Here is a 19095-nt window from a genome sequence, read left to right on the forward strand (position 1 = left end):
ATGCGTGTACGTACGCGTGTACTGAGCGCTGTCACGGCGGGCGGCGCCCTCATCGCGCTCTCCGGCTGCGGTGCCGCCGACATGACCAAGCAGTCGTCGCCGTACGCGAACGCCGCGGGCGCCAAGACGGTGACCCTCTCGGTCCAGTCCTGGGTGGGCGCGCAGGCGGACGTCGCGGTCGCCGAGTACCTGCTCAAGAACGAGCTGGGCTACCGGGTCGACAAGGTCCAGATCGACGAGGTCCCCGCCTGGGACGCCCTCAGCCAGGGCCGCGTCGACGCGATCATGGAGGACTGGGGCCACCCCGAGCAGGAACAGCGCTACGTCAAGGACAAGAAGACGATCGTCCCCGGCGGCGACGTCGGCGTGACGGGGCACATCGGCTGGTACGTCCCGACGTACTTCGCCAAGAAGCACCCGGACGTCACGGACTGGAAGAACCTCAACAAGTACGCCGACCAGTTCCGTACGTCCGAGAGCGGCGACAAGGGCCAGCTCATGGACGGCTCCCCGTCGTACGTGACGAACGACAAGGCCCTGGTGCAGAACCTCGACCTGGACTACGAGGTCGTCTTCGCGGGGTCCGAGGCGGCGCAGATCACCCAGATCGAGCAGTTCGCCAAGAAGCAGAAGCCGTTCCTCACCTACTGGTACAAGCCGCAGTGGCTGTTCGAGAAGGTGCCGATGACGGAGGTGAAGCTGCCCGAGTACAAGGAGGGCTGCGACGCCGACCCCGCCAAGATCAAGTGCGCCTACCCGCACACGCCGCTCCAGAAGTACTTCAACGCGGACTTCGCCAAGAACGGCGGCGAGGCCGCGAAGTTCCTGAAGAACTTCAAGTGGTCGGAGGCGGACCAGAACGAGGTCTCGCTGATGATCGCCGACAAGAAGATGTCGCCGGACGACGCGGCGAAGGCGTGGATCGACAAGAACGAGGCGAAGTGGAAGGCGTGGCTTCCTAAGTAGGGCGGTCGGCAGCAGGACCGTCGTCGCACGTTGTGCCGGGTGCCTCTTTCGGAGGGCACCCGGCACTTCCACGTCCGACGACTGTGCCTACGCCTCTGCCTACGCCTTGGTCAGCTCCTCGGCGATGCCCCGCAAGGCCGACATGCTCCTGTGCAGCAGTCCGGGCCCGAAGGTGATCCGCGTGGCGCCGAGCTCCCCCAGCTCCTGGGGAGAGGGCCCACCCGCCCGCGCCAAAAGGTTGAGAGGTCCCTCAACTCCCGCCCGCAGCGCGGGAATCGCCTCGACCGGCGCCAGGATCGGGTAGACACAGTCCGCGCCCGCCGCCACGTACAGCCGCGCCCGCTCGACGGCCCGCTCCGGATCGGTGACGCCCCGTACGAACGTGTCGACCCGCGCGTTGATCACGAGCCGGTCGCCCGCGGCCGCCCGCACCCGCGCGAGCCAGTCCGCCTGCTCCTGGGGGTCACGCAGCACCCCCGCCTCGTGGCCCCCGTGGGAGTCCTCCAGGTTGCAGCCGACCGCGCCCGCTTCGAGCAGCCGGTCCACCAGCTCCCCGGCGCCGAGGCCGTAGCCCGCCTCCGCGTCCATCGTCACCGGCACGGACACGGCACGGGTGATCCGGGCGACCGCCGCGAACATCTCGTCCGGCGGCACCTGCCCGTCCTCGTACCCGAGGGAGAGGGCGATGCCCGCGCTCGGCGTGGCGAGCGCCGGACTGCCCGCCTCCTCGAAGACCCGCGCGCTCGCCGCGTCCCACGGGCCCGGCAGGACCAGCGGATCGCCGGGCGCCCGGTCGTGGTGCAGGGCGCGCAGCGTGTCGACGGCGCTCACCACGCGGGTCCGCCGGCCTCGATGCGGCGGCTGACCATCAGCCGGTTCCAGCTGTTGATGACGGCGATCAGGCCGATGAGATGGGCGAGTTCGGCCTCACCGAAGTGCTTGGCCGCCTCCGCGTACACCTCGTCCGGCACGAATCCGTCGGTGAGCACGGTGACCGCCTCGGTCAGCGCGAGCGCCGCCCGCTCGCGCGCGTCGAACAACTCCCCGCCCTCGGCCCAGGCGTTGAGCAGAGCGATCCGCTTGGTGTCCTCGCCGTTCTTCACCGCGATGTCGATGTGCATGTCCAGGCAGAACGCGCAGGCGTTGATCTGCGAGGCCCTGATCATCACCAGTTCGGCGAGCGCGGGGTCGCCGAACCCCTGCTTGGCGGCGGCGCTCAGCGCGCTCATCGCCCCGGCGACCCCCTTGTCCAAGTGCGTCGTACGCGCGCTCACTTGGCTTCCCCCGCCTTGTAGTGGCCCGGCACCTGGCGGGTGCTGACGCCGAAGCGGTTCCAGGCGTTGATGACGGTGATCGCGGCGATGAGCTGGGTCAGCTCCGCCTCGTCGAAGTGCGCGGCGGCCTTCTCGTACACCTCGTCCGGCACGAATCCGTCGGTCAGCACGGTGATCGCCTCGGTCAGCTCGATCGCGGCGACCTCCTTGGCGGTGTAGAAGTGCTGCGACTCCTCCCAGGCGCTGAGCTGGATGATCCGCTCCACGCTCTCACCGGCCGCGAGGGCGTCCTTGGTGTGCATGTCGAGGCAGAGCGCGCAGTGGTTGAGCTGGGAGGCGCGGATCTTGACGAGCTCGAAGATCACCGGGTCGAGGCCCTTACGGGCGGCCGTGTCGAGCTTGATCATGGCCTTGAAGACCTCGGGCGCGTGCTGGGCCCAGGCCAGGCGGGGGGTGTGCTCGTGGACGTACTCCTTGGTGGCGCCTGTGGTGGTCCCGGTGGTGTTCTCGTTCGTCGTCATGAAACCGAGCCTACGATCGCGGTAGCCCACGGGTATGGTCCATTTCCATGGGAGAATCTTGGGCCACTCTGGGCGTCGACCTGCACCTGGAAACCGGCGGTGGCGCCTCGCGGGGCGGGGTCCGCAAGGGCCTGACGGACGCGCTGCGCGAGGCGGTGCGCGGCGGCCGCCTGGCCCCCGGCACCCGGCTGCCGTCCTCGCGCTCGCTCGCCGTCGACCTGGGCATCGCGCGCAACACGGTCGCCGACGCCTACGCCGATCTGGTCGCCGAGGGCTGGCTCACCGCGCGGCAGGGCTCGGGCACGCGCGTCACCGAGCGGGCCGTCGCGCCGCCGGTGCGGGCCGCGCGGCCGCGCAGGAAGGGCGGGGCGCCCACCTACGACCTGACGCCGGGCTCGCCCGACCTCTCCGCCTTCCCGCGCGCGGAGTGGCTCAAGGCGGCCCGTCGCGCGCTCGCCGCGGCCCCCAACGACGCGCTCGGGTACGGCGATCCGCGCGGCCGCGTCGAACTGCGCGAGGCGCTCGCCGGATATCTCGCACGGGCCCGCGGCGTGCGCGCCGACCCCGACCGCATCGTCATCACCGCCGGCTTCGTGCACGGGCTCTCCCTCATGGGCCGGGTGCTGCGTGCGCGGGGACTGCGGCAGGTGCAGGTCGAGTCGTACGGCCTGGACATCCACTGGAACCTGCTGCACCGCGCCGGCCTGCGCACCACACCGCTCGCCCACGACCAACTGGGCACCCGCACGGACGGGTTGGGCGGGGGAGCGGGCGTGAACGCGGTGAAGGCGGTACTCCTGACACCCGCCCACCAGTTCCCGATGGGCGTGCCGCTGCACCCCGACCGGCGCGCGGCGGCCGTCGACTGGGCGCGGCGCGAGGGCGGGGTGATCCTTGAGGACGACTACGACGGGGAGTTCCGCTACGACCGCCAGCCCGTCGGCGCGCTCCAGGGCCTGGACCCCGAGCGCGTGGTCTACCTCGGCACGGCGAGCAAGTCCCTCGCCCCCGGGCTGCGCCTCGGCTGGCTGGTGCTGCCGTCCGGGCTCCGCGACGAGGTGCTCGGCGAGAAGGACGCGGCGGGCGTCTCCTGCGGCGCCCTCGACCAGCTGACGCTCGCGGAGTTCCTCACCTCCGGCGCGTACGACCGCCACGTGCGCGCCGCCCGCCTGCGCTACCGGCGCCGCCGCGACCACCTGGTGGCCGCCCTCGCCGAGCGGGCCCCCGACACCCACGCCACTGGCATCGCGGCGGGCCTGCACGCTCTGGTCGAACTCCCCCCGGGCACCGAACAGTCCGTAGTCCAGGCGGCCAACTGGGAACGCCTGGCGGTCCAGGGCCTCTCCCGCTTCCGCCACCCCCTGTCGACGGAACGCCCGGGAGACGCGCTGGTGGTGGGCTACGGGACTCCTGCGGAGCATGCGTGGGCGGGGGCGTTGGAGGCGCTGTGCAGAGTGCTTCCCTGACGTAGGGCTGGTGCTGAACGGTGGGCGTAGGGGCGGATGCCTCAGGGGCGCGGGGAACTGCGCGAATCTCTGGTGGGCTGGTGCTGAACGGTGGGCGTAGGGGCGGATGCCTCAGGGGCGCGGGGAACTGCGCAAAACCCCGGTGGGCCGGAGCCGAACCGTGGGCGTAGGGACGGCTACCGCTCAGCCGGCGCCTCGCCGAACCGCGCCAACGCCAACGCCCCGGCCACCGCCACCGCGAACCCCAGAACCGCCAGCCACCCGAGCCCGTCCCGCGTCCGATCGCCCAGCCAGACGACCCCGACCAGAGCCGGACCGATCGTCTCCCCGATCACCATCCCCGCCGTGGCCGTCGTCACCGACCCCCGCTGCAGCGCCGACGTGAGCAGCAGGAACGCCGAACCCCCGCCCACCAGCAACGCGTACGTCGCCGGGTTGGTCAGCAACGCCCCCGGCGAGACCTCGTCGATGAGGCGCACCGCGACCTCGACCACGCCGAACCCGAGCCCGGCCCCGAGGCCGAGCGCGAGGGCACGCCCCCGGTCGGGCAGCCGCCCCGCGACCGCGCCGAGGAGCAGGACGGCGAGCGCGACCCCGAGGATCACGTACCGCAGAGTCGTCGATCCCGTGCGCTCGCCCTCCTCGCCCGAGGCGAGCCCCAGCATCGCGAGCCCCGCGCAGACGACGCCGACCGCGCCCCATTCGACCCCGCTCAGCCGGACGTGCAGCAGCCGCGCCGCGACCACGGCCGTGACGGCGAGGCTCGCGGCGAGCGCCGCGCCCACCGCGTAGATCGGGATGGAGCGCAGGGCCACGATCTGCAACAGGAAACCGAGCCCGTCGAGCGCGAGCCCCGCGAGGTAGCGCCACTGCCGCAGCGCGCGCAGCAGCAGCGCGGGGTCGACACCTGACCCGGTGCCGGGCGCGGTGGCGCGGGCGGCGACCGCCTGGAGTACGGAGGCCGTGCCGAAGCAGACCGCGGAGCCGAGCGCGCAAATCATCCCAAGAGACACGAAGTGACTGTAGAGGAAGGTGAGTCAAAGGAGACCCAAGGGACATCCGGTGGAGGTGCCTGGCACGGCCCGCGGGGCTTTCCCTACGCTGATCGCCGACGACGTACGCGGCATCGCGTACGCGGCACGCGACGGGGGACAGTGACACATGGCACAGAAGCAACCACGACGGCTGCGCTCCAGCACGGTCGTGCTCGGCGGCATGGGCGTCCTCGCCGCGGCCCTCACGTCGTGCGGCTCGGACCCGGACCGGCGCTGCGTGGACCGGGACAGCTACGACGCCTACCGCGGGTACAAGGTCATCGGGGACCAGAGCTGTTCGTCGGGTTCGTCGGGGTCCTCGTCGGCCGGCAAGGCACGGAAGGCGGGCTCCGGTTCGTACGGCACGGGGTCGGGCTCCGGCACCGGTAAGAGCTCCGGACGTACCGAACCCGCCTGGTACTACGACTCCGACGTCGACGGCCGCTACGCCGACCACGGCACCTTCAGCCGCAGCGAGGCCGTGGACCGCGACGGCTTCGGCTGCTCGGGCAGCGGCAGCGGCGGCGGCTGAGCGCGCGGACGGACGGACGACACGTACGACGGACGGACACGTACGCCATGGAACGCCGCACCATCGAACCCCGGCCCGGCTGGCAGCGGACCGTCGAGGACCAGGGGCTCATCTACCCGCTCACCCGCTACCCCGACGACACGCTGCGCCCCTACTGGGACGAGAGCGCGTACTACGTCTTCTCGCTCCCCGAGGTCGAGGCGCTGGAGGAGGTCGTCGAGGAGCTGCACGCGATGTGCCTCGCGACGGCGGAGCACATCGTCGAGCACGACCGCTTCGCCGACCTCGGCATCACGGATCCCCGGGTGGCCGACCGGGTCGCGGAGGCGTGGCGCCGCAGGGACGAACTCCCGTACCTGTACGGCAGGTTCGACCTGCGCTACGACGGTACGGGCCCGGCCAAGATGCTGGAGTACAACGCCGACACCCCCACCTCCCTGGTCGAGGCGGCGAGCCCCCAGTGGTTCTGGATGGAGGAACGCTTCCCCGGCGCCGACCAGTGGAACTCCCTCCACGAACGGCTCGTCGCCGCCTGGAAGAAGCAGGCCCCGCTGCTGCCGCCCGGCGGCCCGCTGTACTTCGCGCACTCCGCCGCCGACGAACTCGGCGAGGACCTGATGACCGTCGCCTACCTGCGCGAGACGGCCGAACAGGCGGGCCTGGCCGCCGAGTCGATCTCGGTGGAGGACATCGGCTGGGACCGTCTCTCGCGGCGCTTCGTGGACAAGAAGCTCCGGTTCATACGGAGTTGCTTCAAGCTCTACCCGTGGGAATGGCTGACCACGGACCGCTTCGCGCCGCACGTCCTGGAGACCCTAGACAACGGCGGCGGCACCGGTTCGACCCTGTGGATCGAGCCCGCCTGGAAGATGCTGCTCTCCAACAAGGCGCTGCTCGCCGTGTTGTGGGAGCTCTATCCGGGCCACCCGAACCTCCTCCCCGCCTATCTGGACGGACCGCGCGAGCTGGCCGCCACGGGCGGCTACGTGGCGAAGCCGCTGCTCGGCAGGGAGGGCGCCGGAGTGACGGTGCACGATCCTGGCGCCGCACCCGTCCTCCGCGAAGAGCCTTGCTGTTACCAGGAGTTGGCCCCCCTGCCGGACTTCGACGGCAACCGGGTCGTCCTCGGCGCGTGGGTCGTCGAGGACGAGGCGGCGGGTCTCGGCATCAGGGAATCGGCGGGTCCGATCACGGACGAGTACGCCCGTTTCATCCCCCACGTGATCCTCTAGATCCTTCAGGTGGATCCTTCGGGCAGCTCCTTCAGGGGATGCGGACCAGCATCTTGCCGGTGTTCGCTCCGCGCAGCACCCCGAGGAACGCCTCGGGCGCTCGCTCGACGCCGTCCACGACGGTCTGCTCGGTGCGCAGACGGCCGTCGGCGAGAAGCGGCACCGCCCGGCCGATCCACTCCGGGAACAGGTCCAGGTGGCTGGTGACGAGCATGCCGCGCAGCGTCGCCTCCTGCTTGGCGGCCTGGAAGAGGTTGTCAGGACCGGGCGGCGGCGTGGGGGAGTTGTACGTGCTGACGGCGCCGACGAGCGCGATGCGGCCACCCGGACGGATCGCGCCGATCGCGGCCTGGAGGTGGTCGCCGCCGACCGAGTCGAGGTAGACGTCCACGCCGTCGGGCGCGGCCTGCGCGAGCTGCTCGGGCAGGCCGCCCGCGCGGTAGTCGATGGCCGCGTCGTAGCCGAACGTGTCGAGCAGCTTCTTCGTCTTCGCGGGCCCGCCCGCCGAGCCGATCACCCGCGAGGCGCCGAGCTCACGGGCGATCTGCCCCGCGACACTGCCGACCGCCCCGGCCGCCGCCGAGATGAACACGACATCACCCTCGCGCACCGGAGCGGTACGAGTCAGCGCGGCGTACGCCGTCAGGCCCGTCGCACCGAGCGGGCCGAGGTAGGCGTCGGCCGGTGCGACCGAGGTGTCGACGACCGTCGCGGCGGCCGCGTCGAGCACGGCGTACTCCCGCCAGCCCAGGAAGTGCGAGACGGTCGCGCCGACCGGCACGTCCGGCACGTTGGACGCGACGACCTCGCCGACCGCGCTGCCCTCCAGCGGCGCGCCCAGCCGGAACGGCGGGATGTAGGACGGCACATCGTCCATCCGGCCCCGCATGTACGGGTCGACCGACATCCAGGTGTTGCGTACGAGGATCTGCCCGTCAGCGATTTCGCCGGGAACCTCGACGGTCGCCAACGCGAAGTCGGCGGCGGTGGGCTGGCCCTGAGGGCGGGCGGCGAGACGGATTTCGCGGGAGAGGTTCATGGTGGCTCCTGGTCCGGGGCGGGGGCTGCTGTTCCTGTGATCGCGGGGTCGCGATCACAGGAACACCGTGCCGGGGGACGCGCACGGAACGCCGACGGTCCACGCACGGACCGCCGTCAGCGCTGGTAGGGCCCCGAATTAACGTGACCCCATGCGATTCGAGGTGCTTGGCCCGCTGACGGTGCGCACGGAGGACGGGACGGCCGTGCCTTCCCCCGAGCCGAAGGTGCGCGCGCTGCTCGCCGCGCTCCTCGTGCGGGCGGGCCGCCCCGTCCCGGTGGACACGCTCGTCGACGACCTCTGGGGAGACCGCCTCCCTTCGTCGCCCGCCAACTCCCTCCAGACGAAGGTCTCCCAGCTGCGCCGCACCCTGGAGGCGGCCGAGCCGGGCGGCCGGGCGCTCGTCGCACACGGTCCCGCCGGGTACGAGCTGCGCATCACGCGCGTGGGCGTGGGCGTGGATGTGGACGGGGACGTGGACGCCGACCGCTTCGCGGCGCTGACCTCGCGTGCGTACGACACGGGCGCCGATCCTCGTACGAAAGCGGCACTCCTGACCGACGCCCTGGCACTGTGGCGCGGCCCCGCGTACGCCGACTTCCGCGATGCCGCGTTCGTACGCGAGACGGCGTCGCGCCTCGACGAGCAGCGGCTCACCGCCCAGGAGACGCTGGCCGAACTCCGCCTCGACCTCGGCGAACACACCCTTCTGGCCGATGAGTTGGCACCTCTGGTCGCCCGCGAACCCCTCCGCGAACGGCTGCGCGGAACCTACCTGCGCGCCCTGTACCGATCGGGGCGTCCCGCCGAGGCCCTGGACTCCTACCGCGAACTGCGGCTGCGCCTCGCCGACGAACTCGGCATCGACCCCGGCCCCGAACTGGCCTCCCTGCACGCGGCGATGCTGCGCCAGGACGCGTCCCTGTCGGCGCCGGGACCCGCCGCGTCATCTCTTCCCACCGTGTCGGCCCTTACCGGCGCGTCAGCCCCTCCCGCCGTGGAGCGGCCGCTCACCAACCTGCCCGCGCAGGTCACCGACCTCGTCGGCCGCGAACGGTCGGTCCAGCGCATACGCGAACTGATCACCACGTCCGGACGCCGCCTGGTCACCCTCACCGGGCCCGGCGGCGTCGGCAAGACCCGCCTCGCCCTGGAGTCGGCGGCGGGCCTGGCGGAGAACTTTCCCGACGGCATCCGCTTGGCCGAACTCGCGGGCACCCGGGGCGAGGTGACCGCCACGGTCGCGGCGGCCCTCGGCATCCGCGACGACGCCCCGGCGGGCCCGGCGGAGCCCGAGGGAGGGGAGGGAACCAAGGACGGGGAGGGAATCAAGGGAGGGGAGGGGGCCGAGCGTCTCGGGCGGGCCCTCGCGGACCGTCGCCTCCTCCTTGTCCTCGACAACTGCGAACACGTCCTCGGCCCCGTCGCCGAACTGACCGCCGAACTCCTTCGCCACGCGCCGCACCTGTGCGTCCTCGCCACCAGCCAGGAGCCGCTCGCCCTGACCGGCGAGACGCTGGAGGCCGTGGCCCCGCTCGGCGAGGAGGACGCGCTACGGCTCTTCGCCGCCCGTGCCGCCGCCGCCGCGCCCGGCTTCGCCCTGGACGAGGGCAACCGCGAGGCCGCCACCCTCATCTGCCGCCGCCTCGACGGCATCCCGCTCGCCGTGGAACTCGCCGCCACCCGCGTACGCGCCCTCGGCGTGCACGCCCTCGCCGACCGCCTGCACGACCGCTTCCGCCTCCTGAACCAGGTACGCCGCGACGCCCCGGCCCGCCAGCGCACCCTGCGCGCGATGATCGACTGGAGCTGGGAGCTCCTGACCGCATCGGAACAGCGTGCCCTGCGCCGACTCGCGGTCTTCGGCGGCGGTTTCACACTGGACGGCGCGGAAGCGGTACTGACCACGCCGGAAGCCGGATCCAGCGAAGACGACGACGTCCTCGACCTGGTGACGCGCCTCGTGGACCGCTCCCTCCTCGTACCGAACACGACCGGCGCGACCGGCGCGACCGGCGCGACCGGTACATCCGGGGCGACCGGCTCGACCGGTACGTCCGGCTCGATTGACACGACCGACACGACCGACACCTCTGAGCCGCGCTACCGCATGCTCGAATCCGTCACCGCGTACGGCCTCGAACGCCTCGACGACGCGGCCGAGACCACCGCGATACGCCGCCGCCACGCCCACCACTTCGCCACCCTCGCCGAAAGCGCGTCCGGGGCCCTGCGCGGCCCCGGACAACGGACCTGGCTGCGCCGCCTCGACCGCGACACGGCGAACCTCCGCGCCGCCCTCGACTGGTCGCTCACCGACTCCGACGCCCCCACCGCCCTACGCCTGGTCAACGCCCTGACCTGGTACTGGTTCCTCCGTGGCCGCCTCCGCGAAGCCATGCGCTCCCTGGACCGTGCCCTGAGCCTGCCCTCGTCGGACCCCGCCCGCACCGCCGCCGCCACGGCCCACGCCGCCTTCGCCCTGCTGACCGGCGAGCCCGCCTGCGCCCACGGCAGTACGTGCGAACGCGAGACCACGACCCCGGCCGACGCCAACTCCCGCTGGCTGCTCGCCTTCGCCCGCTGCGGGTTCGACCACACGCCGGGCGAGACCGCCCGGGTCGACGCGCTGCTCGCCGAGTTCCGCGCCGCGGGCGACCGCTGGGGCGAGGCCGCCACCCTCTCCACCCGGGCCACCCGCGCCCTCTACCGCGGCGACCTCGTGGCCTTGCGCGACAACGCCACCCGCAGCGCCGCCCTCTTCACCGAACTCGGCGACCGATGGGGCCAGTTGCAGTCATCCGAACAACTCGGCGTGCTCGCCGAGATCGCCGCCGACTACGACGAAGCGGCCCGCCTCCAACGCGACGGCATGCGCGGCGCCGAAGAACTCGAACTCTGGACCGACCTCTCCTTCCGTCTCTCCCGCCTCGGCAGGCTCGCCCTCCTCACCGGCGACGACCTCGCCGCCACCGACTACCACCAGCGCGCCGCCCGCTTGGCCGCCCAGCAGTCACACCGCCCCGCCCAGCAGTTCGCCGAGACGGGCCTCGCCATCGGCGCCCGCCACCGCGGCGAACTGGACGTGGCGGAGGAACTCCTGCTGCCCTGGCTGGAGTTCAACCGCCGCTTCGGCGTCGACTCCGGGATGGCCCTGATCCTCGCCCAGCTCGGCTACGTCGCCGAACAACGCGGTGACGCCCCACGAGCGGAGGAACTCCACCGCGAAAGCCTCGCCGTGGCCCGCGCCACGGGCGACGAACGCGCCGTGGCCCTTGCCCTGGAAGGCCTCGCGGGCGCCCGCTCCCTGGCCCACGACCACAGCCACGCCGCCGGACTCCTCGGCACCGCCACCGCCATCCGCGAAGCTGAGGGCGCACCGCTGCCACCCGCCGAACGTAAGGACGTCGACCGCGCCCTCCACCGCATCCGCGCGGCCCTCGGCCCCGAGGCCTTCGACGCCGCGTTCAGCTCTGCTGACGTGACTGAGGCTGAGTCCGAGGCCAGCCCCGACCCCCGTCAGCTGTCGTAGTACCCGGGCTTCATGATGATCCCGAACTCACGGCTGGGGTCCCCCTTGCCCTCACCCTTGTGCTTGAGGTCGATCGACAGGGGCTCGGACTCCCCCTTGAACCGGAGCTCGGCCGTCCAGGTGCTGATCGTGTCGTCGTCGAAGTCCACGACGACCGGCTGCTGTGCCGCGTCCCCCCACTCCTTCACCCAGGCCCGAGCGGTCTGCTTCGCCCCGTTGTCGTCCTCCGCCAGCTCGGCCAGCCCGTCGGCGTCCCGCTTCTTCAACCGCACCAGGGCCTTCTCGACGACGGCCAGTGTCTCGGGCATCGGCCGCCCGGTGACGCTCAGTTCAAGGTCGGAGGTGCCGTCCTTGACGTACCGGGGAGCCTTGTCCTCCTCGTCGAGTGCGAACTGGCAGGCCGCGAACAGCAGCAGCGCCGCCGCCACCAGTGCTCCCCAATGCCACGCCCGTACCCCCACAGAACCCACCCCGCACAGCTTCACCAATCCGGACAAAAGAGAAGCAAAGCTATGCGGAAACGGGAGCGACTTGCCAGGGGCTAACGTCCCGAAAGGGGCGATGGTGACTTAATGCCGGAAGTCGGCCTAGCTCAGCACCTCCCGCAGCTGATTGAGCCCCCAGTCCAGGTCCTCCTTACTGATCACCAGCGGGGGAGCGATCCGGATCGTCGAACCGTGGGTGTCCTTCACCAGCACCCCGCGCTCCATCAACTTCTCCGAGACCTCCCGCCCCGTGCCGTACGACGGGGCGATGTCGACGCCCGCCCACAGCCCGCGCCCGCGCACCTCCGTCACCTTGCCCGTGCCGGTGAGCAGCCCCAGTTCCGTGTGCAGATGTTCACCGAGCTCCGTCGCCCGCTGCTGGAACTCACCCGTCGACAGCAGGTCGATGACCTCCAGCGCCACCGCGCAGGCGAGCGGATTGCCGCCGAACGTCGACCCGTGCTCGCCCGGCTTGAACACCCCGAGCACATCGACGTCGGCGACCACCGCGGAGACCGGCACGACCCCGCCCCCGAGCGCCTTGCCGAGCACGTACACGTCCGGCACCACGCCCTCGTGCTCGCACGCGAACGTTCGCCCCGTCCTGCCGAGCCCCGACTGGATCTCGTCCGCCATGAACAGGACCTCGCGCTCCCGGGTCAACTCCCGTACGCCCGCCAGATATCCCGGCGGCGGCACGAGCACCCCGGCCTCGCCCTGGATCGGTTCGAGGAGCACCGCCACGGTGTTGTCGGTGACCGCGGCCCGCAACGCCTCCAGGTCGCCGTACGGCACGATCTCGAACCCCGGCGTGTAGGGACCGAAGTCCGCCCGCGCCTCCTCGTCGGTGGAGAAGCTGACGATCGTCGTGGTCCTGCCGTGGAAGTTGTCGGCCGCGACGACGATCTTCGCCTGGCCGTCCGGCACGCCCTTGACGCGGTACCCCCACTTCCGCGCGGTCTTCACGGCGGTCTCCACCGCCTCCGCGCCGGTGTTCATCGGCAGCACCATCTCCTTGCCGCAGAGCTCGGCGAGGCGCGTACAGAACTCCGCGAACCGGTCGTGGTGGAAGGCGCGCGAGGTGAGCGTCACCCGGTCCAGTTGGGCCTTGGCGGCATCGATCAGACGGCGGTTGCCGTGCCCGAAGTTGAGCGCCGAGTATCCGGCGAGCATGTCGAGGTAGCGGCGCCCCTCGACGTCGGTCATCCAGGCGCCCTCGGCCGAGGCGACCACGATGGGCAGCGGGTGGTAGTTGTGCGCGCTGTGCGATTCGGCCGAGGCGATCATCGCTTCGGTGGCCGATGACGACGGTGATGACGCAAAGGCAGCTGGCGTGGTCGACACGGGGTCTCCGTTCGTCGTGCGGCTGAGGCGGGTGTGGCGCCCCAATTTCTATCGTCGCTCGCATCGCGGACGAAGAAACATGCCGTATCGGCGCGCCAGCTAAGGTGGCCCCTACAGCACGGCGACTGGCGCGCGGGGAACGGACCCCGAGGAAGCCGTGCGAGGCAGAACCTTCGAGGTGCCGCCCGCCTGGGCACCCCGGGACCACGACCGGACACTCACCGCTCGCCCCGGAGGACGCCATGACTCTCCCTTCTTCTTCCTCTCGGCCCAGTTCTGGGCCCAGCTCTCGGTCGATCCATCCCGCACTGGCGGCCACCGACCCCGAACTCGCCGCCCTGGTCGGCGCCGAGGAGCAGCTCCAGGCCGACACCCTGCGGCTGATCCCCAGCGAGAACTACGTCTCCAGCGCGGTCCTGGAGGCCTCGGGCACCGTCCTGCAGAACAAGTACAGCGAGGGCTACCCGGGCCGCCGCTACTACGAGGGCCAGCAGAACATCGACCCCGTCGAGCGCCTGGCCATCGCCCGCGCCAAGGCCGTTTTCGGCGTCGAGCACGCCAACGTCCAGCCCTACTCCGGCTCCCCGGCCAACCTCGCCGTCTACCTCGCCTTCGCCGAGCCCGGCGACACCGTGATGGGCATGGCCCTGCCGATGGGCGGCCACCTCACCCACGGCTGGGGCGTCTCCGCCACCGGCAAGTGGTTCCGCGGTGTGCAGTACGGCGTGCGCCAGGACACCGGTCTCGTCGATCTCGACGAGGTCCGTGACCTCGCCCTCAAGGAACGCCCCAAGCTGATCTTCTGCGGTGGCACCGCCCTTCCTCGCACCATCGACTTCGCCGCCTTCGCCGAGATCGCCCGCGAGGCCGGCTCCGTCCTGGTCGCCGACATCGCGCACATCGCCGGACTCATCGCCGGCGGCGCGCACCCCTCACCCGTACCGCACGCCGACGTCATCTCCACGACCACCCACAAGACCCTGCGCGGCCCGCGCGGCGCGATGCTCATGTCCCGCGAGGAGCACGCCAAGGCCATCGACAAGGCGGTCTTCCCCGGTCTGCAGGGCGGCCCGCACAACCAGACCACCGCGGCCATCGCGGTCGCCCTGCACGAGGCGTCCCAGTCCTCCTTCCGTGACTACGCCCACGCGGTCGTCGCCAACGCCAAGGCCCTAGCCGAAGCCCTGCTCGCCCGCGGCTTCGACCTGGTCTCCGGCGGCACCGACAACCACCTGATCCTGATGGACCTCACCCCCAAGGACGTCCCCGGCAAGATCGCGGCCAAGGCCCTGGACCGGGCCGGGATCGTCGTGAACTACAACACCGTGCCCTTCGACCCGAGGAAGCCGTTCGACCCCTCGGGCGTCCGCATCGGCACGCCCTCCCTCACCTCGCGCGGACTGGGCCCCGAGCACATGGCGACCGTCGCCGACTGGATCGACCGCGGAGTCGCCGCCGCGGGCGCCGGTGACGAGGGCGCCCTGACGAAGATCAGGTCCGAGGTCGCCGACCTGATGGCCGCCCACCCGGCCCCGGGCCTGCCGACCGACTGACCCGCCGCAGGACCGTCCGCCGCCCCCGCCGCCTGCCCGGCCGGGGCGGCGGACGGCGGCTCACTGGTCCCGCAGCTCCTGGCGGGGGCCCGGCTCATGAGGCCGGCGCCGCCATGCCGTCGCCGCCGCCAAGCCCTCGGTCACCGGTCCGCGCAGCAGCAGCGCGGCGACCGCGCCGGCCCCGGCGCCCGGTATCGCCCACCACCACTCGGTGCCGGAATTGCCTCCGCCGCCGCCCGTCGTGGCAGCCGCCTGCTGGTCCGTCTCGGAGGCGGTCGGTGCCGGTGTCTCCTCCGAGTCCGGCGCGATCCCGGAATAGCCCTCGGCGGACGCCTTGCCCATCAGGCCCAGCTCCTTGAACAGGGACCTCAGGCGCTTGGGGTCCTTGGCCTTGTACCAGGTGCCGTTGAGCGATACGACGTCCGTCGAGCGGTGCACCCACACGTTCGCGTTCTTCTGGCCGGGCAGTGGTGGATAGACCCGGTCCACGCGCCACGTCTGCACGTCGTGGAGCATCCAGGTGATGTTGATCTGGCGGGTGCTCTTGCCGATCTCCAGGCCCGGCGGATTCTCGCCCGGCTTGTTCATCGCACTGGCCGGTTCGAGCGAGCGCTCCAACTGGCTGTACCTCGCGTCGTTGTTGTACAACGCCGCCGCCTTCGCGCTCTCCGGTGCGGCCAGCAGCACGCTCGTCGGTCCGCCGGCCACCGCCTGCGGCGCGTTCAGCACCACCAGCGCCGTCGCCGCCGCGAGGCCTACCGCTGATCCGCACACACCCCTTGTCGTCCCCATGTCCGATCCCCCAGCCGCCCGACGGCGCGGCCCCTCCGCGCCGGTTCACTTCTGGTACACCGGCCGAGCCGTTCAGGTTCCCGATTCCGGCGACCCGGATCGAACCGATTCGGCGATCTTCAGCGCCCGCTTCTTCGACTCCACCCCTTCGAGCCGCAGCGTCAGCCGCTCCCGGTCGCGCGTCCACAGCAGCGTCGGGCCCGCCGTGCGCTCGGTCCGCCGCCACTGGTCGCCGTCCTCGTCCGTCAGTCGCAGGGTGAGCCGATGCGGTCCGGCGAACCAGAGCGCCTCCGCCCCGCCCACGTCGAGCCACTCGGGCATGACCGGCACGGTCTTGCCGAAGCCCGGGTCCAGGCTTGCCGGGTACTCGTCTAGCCGTATCGTCCCGCCGTCCTGCCGCCAGCACAGGCTGAGCAGGGTCCGGCCGTCCGACCCCCGCGTCACCGACACCGCGTCCGGTGTGCCGAGCGTGTCCGGGACCGCGGGCGCGAACCCGGCCAGGCGCCGGGCCTCGCGCAGCGGCACCGGATCGGCGCAGGCGGGCACGCCGGCCTTGCCGGTCGGGGTGGGTGGGGCAGCCGATGGGTCGTACCGCACCTCGACACCGCCGAAGTCGAACCACTCGAAGACCGCGGCCCGCACCGGAGGCGTGAGCGCGAGCACCGTGAGTAGCCCGCACAGCGCAGCCGTCACCGCCCGCCAGCGTCTCCGCAGGGCGCGCCGCAGCCTGCGGAGCAGCCCGCGCAGCCGCTCCGCGGGGCCGGTCGGCTCGGCCACGGGAGGCGGGATCTTCTCCGCGAGTATCTGCGCGATGACCCGCTCGGCCATCGATTCGCCGCTCGCCCCGTGCGCGTCCAGCGACCGGCCGAGCGCCCGCAGCTCCTGGCGCAGCCGCTCCGGATCGGCCGCCTCGCCCCGGTGGTCCCCGCCGTGGTGCCGCTCACTCATGTCCCTCACCCCCCTCCTCGGGAAGCAGCCGTCCCAGCTTGTGCAGCGCGCGGTTCAGCCGGGACTTCACCGTGCCCCGCGGCCAGCCCAGCGCCTCGGCCGTCTCCGCCTCGTCCATCTCCAGGAGATAGCGGTAGGTGACGACCAGACGGTGATCATCACTGAGCCGGTCCAGGGCGGCGAGCAGCGCCGTCCTGCGCTCGTCCTCCAGGGCCGCCACGGCCGGGTCCGCCGATTCCGGTATCAGCGGCTCCGCCTCCGCGAGCGCCGCCTCGCGGCCGACGACCGACCGCTGCCGGACCGCCGAACGCACTGTGTTCCTCGTCTCATTGGCGACGATCGCGAGCAGCCACGGCTTGAACGCCGAGCCGTCCCTGAACCGCCCCAGTGAGCAGTACGCCTTGAAGAAGGCCTGCTGCACCACGTCTTCCGCGTCCGATCCCGCTCCGAGTGCCGTCGCCGCCCTGAGGGCGATGCCGGTGAACGCACGCACCAACTCCGCGTACGCCTCCGGCTCTCCGGCGCGCACACGGGCGATCACCGCACCCTCGTCGACGACGCGGCCCCCCTCCAGGACCTCCCCCTGTGTCCTCACACTCTTGATACACCGGCCGGACACGATCGGTTCCCACCCGTCACAGACCTGTTTCCGAGCTATGAGAGTCACCTGAGAGAATGGGGACCATGGCCTCTGAACGTCCCCGTGTGCTCTCCGGAATCCAGCCCACCGCCGGCTCGTTCCACCTCGGCAACTACCTCGGTGCCGTACGTCAGTGGGTGGCACTGCAGGAGTCCCACGACGCCTTCTACATGGTGGTGGACCTGCACGCGATCACGGTTCCGCAGGACCCCGCGGAGCTGCGCGCCAACACCCGGCTCGCCGCGGCTCAGCTGCTCGCCGCAGGTCTCGACCCGGAGCGCTGCACGCTCTTCGTCCAGAGCCACGTGCCCGAGCACGCGCAGCTCGCCTGGGTGATGAACTGCCTCACCGGCTTCGGCGAGGCCTCCCGCATGACGCAGTTCAAGGACAAGTCCGCCAAGCAGGGTGCCGACCGCGCCTCCGTCGGTCTCTTCACGTACCCGGTGCTCCAGGTCGCGGACATCCTGCTGTACCAGGCCAACGAGGTCCCGGTCGGCGAGGACCAGCGCCAGCACATCGAGCTCACGCGTGACCTCGCGGAGCGGTTCAACGGCCGCTTCGGCGAGACGTTCACCGTGCCGTCGCCGTACATCCTCAAGGAGACGGCGAAGATCTACGACCTTCAGGACCCGTCGATCAAGATGAGCAAGTCGGCGTCCACGCCGAAGGGCCTGATCAACCTCCTCGACGAGCCCAAGGCCACGGCCAAGAAGGTCAAGAGCGCCGTCACCGACACCGACACGGTGATCCGCTTCGACACGGCGGAGAAGCCGGGCGTCAGCAACCTGCTCTCCATCTACTCCACGCTCACCGGTACGGGTATCGCGGAACTGGAGCAGAAGTACGTCGGCAAGGGCTACGGTGCGCTGAAGACCGACCTCGCCGAGGTCATGGTCGAGTTCGTGACCCCGTTCCGGGACCGCACCCAGGCCTACCTGGACGACCCGGAGACGCTCGACTCGATCCTGGCCAAGGGCGCGGAGAAGGCACGTGCCGTCGCCGCGGAGACGCTCGCGCAGGCGTACGACAAGGTGGGCTTCCTGCCCGCCAAGCACTGAGTCCCGCAGGACCGAGCACCACAGCCGAACCCGCGCTGCCCGGCAGCGCCCCCTGCCCACCAACACGACGACAGGAGCACGACGTGGGGACCGTAACGATCGGTGTGTCGATCGCGGTCCCGGAGCCACACGGCAGCCTGCTCCAGGAGCGGCGCGCGGGCTTCGGGGACCCCGCGGCGCACGGCATCCCCACGCATGTGACGCTCCTCCCGCCCACTGAGGTGGACGCGTCCGGGCTGCCCGCGGTTGAGGCGCATCTCCTGTCGGTCGCGGCGGCCGGCCGGCCCTTCCCCATGCGGCTCTCGGGGACGGGCACCTTCCGGCCGCTCTCGCCCGTCGTCTTCGTGCAGGTCGTCTCGGGCGGCGCGGCCTGTTCCTGGCTCCAGGAGCGGGTGCGGGACGCGTCGGGACCGATGGCGCGCGAGCTCCAGTTCCCGTACCACCCGCACGTCACGGTGGCGCACGGCATCTCCGAAGAGGCGATGGACCGGGCGTACCACGAGCTCTCGGAGTACGAGGCCGAGTGGCCCTGCACCGGCTTCGCCCTCTACGAGCAGGGCTCGGACGGCGTCTGGCGCAAGCTACGCGAGTTCGTTTTCGGCGGCCCCGTAGTGCCCCCTCAGGCCCCGGCCCCGGCGGCCCGGGGTACGCTGCCCGCTCGCTGACGGGGGTCGCCCTC

Annotated in this window: 18 protein-coding genes and 1 riboswitch; of the genes, 8 read left to right on the forward strand and 10 right to left on the reverse strand. The window is 71.7% G+C overall.

Translation table 11 applies throughout. The annotated features are described in order from the left end of the window. Positions 1–966, forward strand: coding sequence for a glycine betaine ABC transporter substrate-binding protein (locus tag ACIO9J_RS06050; RefSeq protein ID WP_401993305.1), 966 nt, complete (start codon positions 1–3; stop codon positions 964–966). A 99-nt stretch (positions 967–1065) separates the two neighbouring features. Here the strand turns inward: ACIO9J_RS06050 and ACIO9J_RS06055 are convergent, their stop codons facing one another. Genes ACIO9J_RS06055 through ACIO9J_RS06065 form a run of 3 tightly spaced genes read right to left on the reverse strand, consistent with a single transcriptional unit; the run spans position 1066 to position 2761 of the window. Further along, complete coding sequence (locus ACIO9J_RS06055; RefSeq protein ID WP_401993308.1) at positions 1066–1797, reverse strand: isocitrate lyase/phosphoenolpyruvate mutase family protein; 732 nt, start codon at positions 1795–1797, stop codon at positions 1066–1068. Continuing rightward, the gene (locus ACIO9J_RS06060; RefSeq protein WP_401993311.1) at positions 1794–2240 is read right to left on the reverse strand and encodes a carboxymuconolactone decarboxylase family protein; all 447 of its coding nucleotides are present in this window, start codon (positions 2238–2240) and stop codon (positions 1794–1796) included. The genes ACIO9J_RS06055 and ACIO9J_RS06060 overlap by 4 nt, the downstream gene beginning before the upstream one ends. Next, positions 2237–2761: a carboxymuconolactone decarboxylase family protein gene (locus ACIO9J_RS06065; protein WP_401993314.1), complete on the reverse strand. Its 525-nt coding sequence runs from the start codon at positions 2759–2761 to the stop codon at positions 2237–2239. Before ACIO9J_RS06065 ends, ACIO9J_RS06060 begins: the two co-directional genes overlap by 4 nt. Positions 2762–2808: 47 nt before the next feature. On the opposite strand from ACIO9J_RS06065, the gene ACIO9J_RS06070 reads away from it, so the two are divergent. Continuing rightward, positions 2809–4227, forward strand: a complete 1419-nt coding sequence (locus tag ACIO9J_RS06070; protein ID WP_401993316.1) for a PLP-dependent aminotransferase family protein — start codon at positions 2809–2811, stop codon at positions 4225–4227. Positions 4228–4403: 176 nt separating this feature from the next. Here the strand turns inward: ACIO9J_RS06070 and ACIO9J_RS06075 are convergent, their stop codons facing one another. Next, on the reverse strand, positions 4404–5228 hold the full coding sequence (locus ACIO9J_RS06075) for a hypothetical protein (protein WP_401995833.1): 825 nt from the start codon (positions 5226–5228) through the stop codon (positions 4404–4406). A 160-nt stretch (positions 5229–5388) separates the two neighbouring features. Here ACIO9J_RS06075 and ACIO9J_RS06080 point away from each other — a divergent pair, with 160 nt between their 5' ends. Both ACIO9J_RS06080 and ACIO9J_RS06085 read left to right on the forward strand, forming a co-directional pair. Next, complete coding sequence (locus ACIO9J_RS06080; protein WP_401993319.1) at positions 5389–5793, forward strand: hypothetical protein; 405 nt, start codon at positions 5389–5391, stop codon at positions 5791–5793. 47 nt (positions 5794–5840) lie between these two features. Then, positions 5841–7025 (forward strand): glutathionylspermidine synthase family protein, encoded by a 1185-nt coding sequence (locus tag ACIO9J_RS06085; protein ID WP_401993322.1) that lies wholly within the window; start codon positions 5841–5843, stop codon positions 7023–7025. Between the two features lie 31 nt (positions 7026–7056). Here ACIO9J_RS06085 and ACIO9J_RS06090 read toward each other — a convergent pair whose 3' ends face one another. Further along, positions 7057–8064 carry an NADP-dependent oxidoreductase gene (locus tag ACIO9J_RS06090; RefSeq protein WP_401993325.1) on the reverse strand — a complete coding sequence of 336 codons (1008 nt, stop codon included), beginning with the start codon at positions 8062–8064 and terminating at the stop codon, positions 7057–7059. Between the two features lie 151 nt (positions 8065–8215). Here ACIO9J_RS06090 and ACIO9J_RS06095 point away from each other — a divergent pair, with 151 nt between their 5' ends. Further along, positions 8216–11596 carry an AfsR/SARP family transcriptional regulator gene (locus ACIO9J_RS06095; protein ID WP_401993327.1) on the forward strand — a complete coding sequence of 1127 codons (3381 nt, stop codon included), beginning with the start codon at positions 8216–8218 and terminating at the stop codon, positions 11594–11596. Here the strand turns inward: ACIO9J_RS06095 and ACIO9J_RS06100 are convergent. After that, positions 11584–12024, reverse strand: coding sequence for a hypothetical protein (locus ACIO9J_RS06100; protein WP_401993330.1), 441 nt, complete (start codon positions 12022–12024; stop codon positions 11584–11586). The two genes, ACIO9J_RS06095 and ACIO9J_RS06100, sit on opposite strands and share 13 nt — an antisense overlap. A 159-nt stretch (positions 12025–12183) precedes the next feature. Then, positions 12184–13368 carry an ornithine--oxo-acid transaminase gene (rocD, locus tag ACIO9J_RS06105; RefSeq protein WP_401995836.1) on the reverse strand — a complete coding sequence of 395 codons (1185 nt, stop codon included), beginning with the start codon at positions 13366–13368 and terminating at the stop codon, positions 12184–12186. 168 nt (positions 13369–13536) lie between these two features. Continuing rightward, positions 13537–13627: riboswitch (ZMP/ZTP riboswitch) on the forward strand. A gap of 40 nt (positions 13628–13667) precedes the next feature. Here rocD and glyA point away from each other — a divergent pair. Further along, complete coding sequence (gene glyA / locus ACIO9J_RS06110; RefSeq protein WP_401993333.1) at positions 13668–14978, forward strand: serine hydroxymethyltransferase; 1311 nt, start codon at positions 13668–13670, stop codon at positions 14976–14978. A gap of 60 nt (positions 14979–15038) precedes the next feature. Here the strand turns inward: glyA and ACIO9J_RS06115 are convergent, their stop codons facing one another. The 3 genes from ACIO9J_RS06115 to ACIO9J_RS06125 all read right to left on the reverse strand — a co-directional run bounded on the left by ACIO9J_RS06115 (position 15039) and on the right by ACIO9J_RS06125 (position 17313). Beyond that, positions 15039–15770: a hypothetical protein gene (locus ACIO9J_RS06115; RefSeq protein WP_401993336.1), complete on the reverse strand. Its 732-nt coding sequence runs from the start codon at positions 15768–15770 to the stop codon at positions 15039–15041. A 72-nt stretch (positions 15771–15842) separates the two neighbouring features. Continuing rightward, positions 15843–16718, reverse strand: coding sequence for a hypothetical protein (locus ACIO9J_RS06120; RefSeq protein ID WP_401993338.1), 876 nt, complete (start codon positions 16716–16718; stop codon positions 15843–15845). After that, positions 16711–17313 (reverse strand): RNA polymerase sigma factor, encoded by a 603-nt coding sequence (locus ACIO9J_RS06125; protein ID WP_401993341.1) that lies wholly within the window; start codon positions 17311–17313, stop codon positions 16711–16713. The genes ACIO9J_RS06120 and ACIO9J_RS06125 overlap by 8 nt, the downstream gene beginning before the upstream one ends. Positions 17314–17402: 89 nt before the next feature. Here ACIO9J_RS06125 and trpS point away from each other — a divergent pair, with 89 nt between their 5' ends. Together trpS and ACIO9J_RS06135 are read left to right on the forward strand one after the other, a co-directional pair. Further along, on the forward strand, positions 17403–18416 hold the full coding sequence (gene trpS / locus ACIO9J_RS06130; RefSeq protein WP_401993344.1) for a tryptophan--tRNA ligase: 1014 nt from the start codon (positions 17403–17405) through the stop codon (positions 18414–18416). Between the two features lie 83 nt (positions 18417–18499). Beyond that, on the forward strand, positions 18500–19081 hold the full coding sequence (locus ACIO9J_RS06135; protein ID WP_401993346.1) for a 2'-5' RNA ligase family protein: 582 nt from the start codon (positions 18500–18502) through the stop codon (positions 19079–19081). The last annotated feature ends 14 nt before the right edge of the window (positions 19082–19095 follow it).

The organism is Streptomyces sp. NPDC087300, assembly GCF_044744425.1.
GTDB lineage: Bacteria > Actinomycetota > Actinomycetes > Streptomycetales > Streptomycetaceae > Streptomyces.

Coding starts and splice junctions, on each gene's coding strand:
- ACIO9J_RS06080 (WP_401993319.1), top strand. CDS start 5,389: ATGGCACAGAAGCAACCACGACGGCTGCGCTCCAGCACGGTCGTGCTC.
- ACIO9J_RS06085 (WP_401993322.1), top strand. CDS start 5,841: ATGGAACGCCGCACCATCGAACCCCGGCCCGGCTGGCAGCGGACCGTC.
- ACIO9J_RS06090 (WP_401993325.1), bottom strand. CDS start 8,064: ATGAACCTCTCCCGCGAAATCCGTCTCGCCGCCCGCCCTCAGGGCCAG.
- ACIO9J_RS06070 (WP_401993316.1), top strand. CDS start 2,809: ATGGGAGAATCTTGGGCCACTCTGGGCGTCGACCTGCACCTGGAAACC.
- rocD (WP_401995836.1), bottom strand. CDS start 13,368: ATGATCGCCTCGGCCGAATCGCACAGCGCGCACAACTACCACCCGCTG.
- ACIO9J_RS06120 (WP_401993338.1), bottom strand. CDS start 16,718: ATGAGTGAGCGGCACCACGGCGGGGACCACCGGGGCGAGGCGGCCGAT.
- ACIO9J_RS06075 (WP_401995833.1), bottom strand. CDS start 5,228: ATGATTTGCGCGCTCGGCTCCGCGGTCTGCTTCGGCACGGCCTCCGTA.
- ACIO9J_RS06050 (WP_401993305.1), top strand. CDS start 1: ATGCGTGTACGTACGCGTGTACTGAGCGCTGTCACGGCGGGCGGCGCC.
- ACIO9J_RS06065 (WP_401993314.1), bottom strand. CDS start 2,761: ATGACGACGAACGAGAACACCACCGGGACCACCACAGGCGCCACCAAG.
- trpS (WP_401993344.1), top strand. CDS start 17,403: ATGGCCTCTGAACGTCCCCGTGTGCTCTCCGGAATCCAGCCCACCGCC.
- ACIO9J_RS06115 (WP_401993336.1), bottom strand. CDS start 15,770: ATGGGGACGACAAGGGGTGTGTGCGGATCAGCGGTAGGCCTCGCGGCG.
- glyA (WP_401993333.1), top strand. CDS start 13,668: ATGACTCTCCCTTCTTCTTCCTCTCGGCCCAGTTCTGGGCCCAGCTCT.
- ACIO9J_RS06095 (WP_401993327.1), top strand. CDS start 8,216: ATGCGATTCGAGGTGCTTGGCCCGCTGACGGTGCGCACGGAGGACGGG.